The sequence below is a fragment of the Haliscomenobacter sp. genome, assembly GCF_040403615.1.
Lineage (GTDB): Bacteria > Bacteroidota > Bacteroidia > Chitinophagales > Saprospiraceae > Haliscomenobacter.
The window spans coordinates 1-2,246 of sequence record NZ_JBBAKG010000134.1; the positions used below are offsets into that span (position 1 = coordinate 1).

The window sequence follows — 2,246 nt, forward strand, 5'->3', positions numbered from 1 at the left end:
AGCTCGGTTGGATTTGGCCAAAGAACAGGTCAAAAAACACGATCTGGACATTTTTTGGTTCTTTTATCGGAAAGCACAAGCGACGGGCAAAGGGGAAGAATTGTTGCAACTCTATCGCAATTTTCTGGAAATGGACCGCACTTTTACCGAGAAAAAACAGCTTTATGCTGACCTCATGAATGCTGTAAATTTCATCCGCGAAGAGACCCCATATGATGAAATCGAGAATGGTTTGGATGAGTTAAAACCCATTGAAATGAAGTTCCAATATACCCTGGAAGAGATTTTAGAGTCGGCCACTTATCAGCCTTTTCTGGAAGATTCAGCCAAGGAAATTATTCAGAAATACCTTTCTCAACATTGGGTCTATTTCACCAAACCAGTTTACGATGATCAGGCTTTGGTGGTATTGTTTGATGCAGTTCATGCCTTTTATCAAATCGTTGACGATTCGTATTTCAAGGCCAAAAAAGCATTGTTGAGTTTCCAGATGGATTTGGTGAAATAAAAATCTTCGATTTTTTTATTTTTTTTCACCACCTGAGGCACTTCAGACACTAAAGATAGACATTGACTCAGGTGACTCTGAGGTTTCTTAGGTGGTGAAAAAAATATTAAGCAGCGAAGCTGCCTGCCTAAGTCTACTCCAGGTCACTTTCAAAACTATAGCTTCCTGAGCCGAGTTCGACTACCGCATACCCGTTTTCATATTTTTTCACCGGATACAACTTGCCGCTTTCGCGCAAGGGCAGGTCTTCTCCGCACAGGATCCACACTTCGGCCTGCACATTGGCGGGTATGGATACTTTAAGCTCGAAAGCATAGATTGACCGCTTCCATTCGCAGCCAATCGTACCACTTACCGATGCATAACTTCCCTTCGCCCAGGTCAAATCACCTGCGGGCTGAGGTTTGATCGTGACTTTGCGGAAACCGGGCGCAGCCGCGTTGATGCCCAGTAAAGAGCGATAAAACCATTCGTCGATAGAGCCAAACATCGGGTGATTTAAAGAATACACTTGAGGGGAATACGCCCAGGTTTCCCAAAGTGTGGTTGCCCCTTGTGCCAGCATGTATCCCCAGCCGGGATAATCGCGCTGATCGGCCAATTGGTAGGCCAGGTCATTGTTGTCTTCCTGGCGCAATACATCAAAAAGAAATTTGGTAGAAAAAATTCCGGTAGAGACGTGGTGTTTGTGGCGCTTGATCTCATCCAACAAACTTTGCTTAGAGGCTGCTTTGTCAGGAGACAAATCATACCACAACGCAAACAACTGTGCAGATTGGGTACCATTGTCAAATCGGCCAGTTTCGTTAACGTGATAACGCTCCAGGATGGCACGTTTGATGTTTTGAGCCAGTTTGTTGTATTTTTCCGCAGCAGCAGTTTTATCCAAAATGCCTGAAAATTCGGCCATCAGCAGCGCATGGTGGTAATAAAAACAAGCTGCGCTAAAAGCCTCAGGCTTGGTATCGATGGCCTCGTGGTCGCTAATGTCCCAAAAGAACAGGTTGTTGATGGCCTTGGATTGCAAAAAGGCCATTTGACGTTCAAATGCTGGATAGTTTTGTTCAATGATGCGTTTGTCTCCATAAAACTCGTACAATTTCTTTTGCAGGTATGGAAAACCCAATTGCCAACCCAATGGCCCGGACTGGTCACCATATCCTCGATCCGCAATGCCTGTAAAAGGAGCGAGTTCGGTGATTCCACCTTCAGGGCGCTGCTCATTGGCAAAGTCGCGGATTGTTTTGCCATAAAACTGAGCCATGTTGTAGTTGTACAAAAACGCTTCAGAACTGACCACCATATCTGCTCCATAACCCATTTTTTCCCGCGCCGGACAATCCGATTGCACGCTAAACACATTGCTCAAAAAAGTCCATAGAATGACTTGGTGAAGTTGATTAAACATGGAATTGGAACACTCAAAACTGCCATTCTGGGGCAAATCGGAATTCATGCGGAGTCCTTCAAAGTTCTCAGGCTTCGGGATGCCAGGCCAGCCGACTACTTCAATGTACCGAAATCCATGAAAAGTGAAGCGGGGTGACCAGGTCTCCACTCCCCCACCCTTGAGGATGTATTCGTCTTTTTGCCAGGCCGTTTTGGGCGCGCCAGGGCCGCCGTTCGCGCGCCAAGCTTCCTTGATTTGACCAGCTACCGAAGACCACCAGTTCAATTGGCCGTTTTTCAGGGTATCTTCTCCAAAACGCATGGTGATCTTGGCACCTGCAGCCCCTTG

Annotated in this window: 1 protein-coding gene and 1 pseudogene; one reads left to right on the plus strand and one right to left on the minus strand. The window is 46.3% G+C overall.

Annotated elements, in window-relative coordinates; translation table 11 throughout:
• Positions 1–508: pseudogene (locus ABW391_RS25815) on the plus strand (hypothetical protein); the annotation flags it as partial.
• Between the two features lie 133 nt (positions 509–641).
• On the opposite strand, the gene ABW391_RS25820 reads toward ABW391_RS25815, so the two are convergent.
• Positions 642–2,246, minus strand: a 1,605-nt coding sequence (locus ABW391_RS25820; protein ID WP_353484792.1) for an alpha-L-rhamnosidase, incomplete at its 5' end; no start/stop codon positions are given.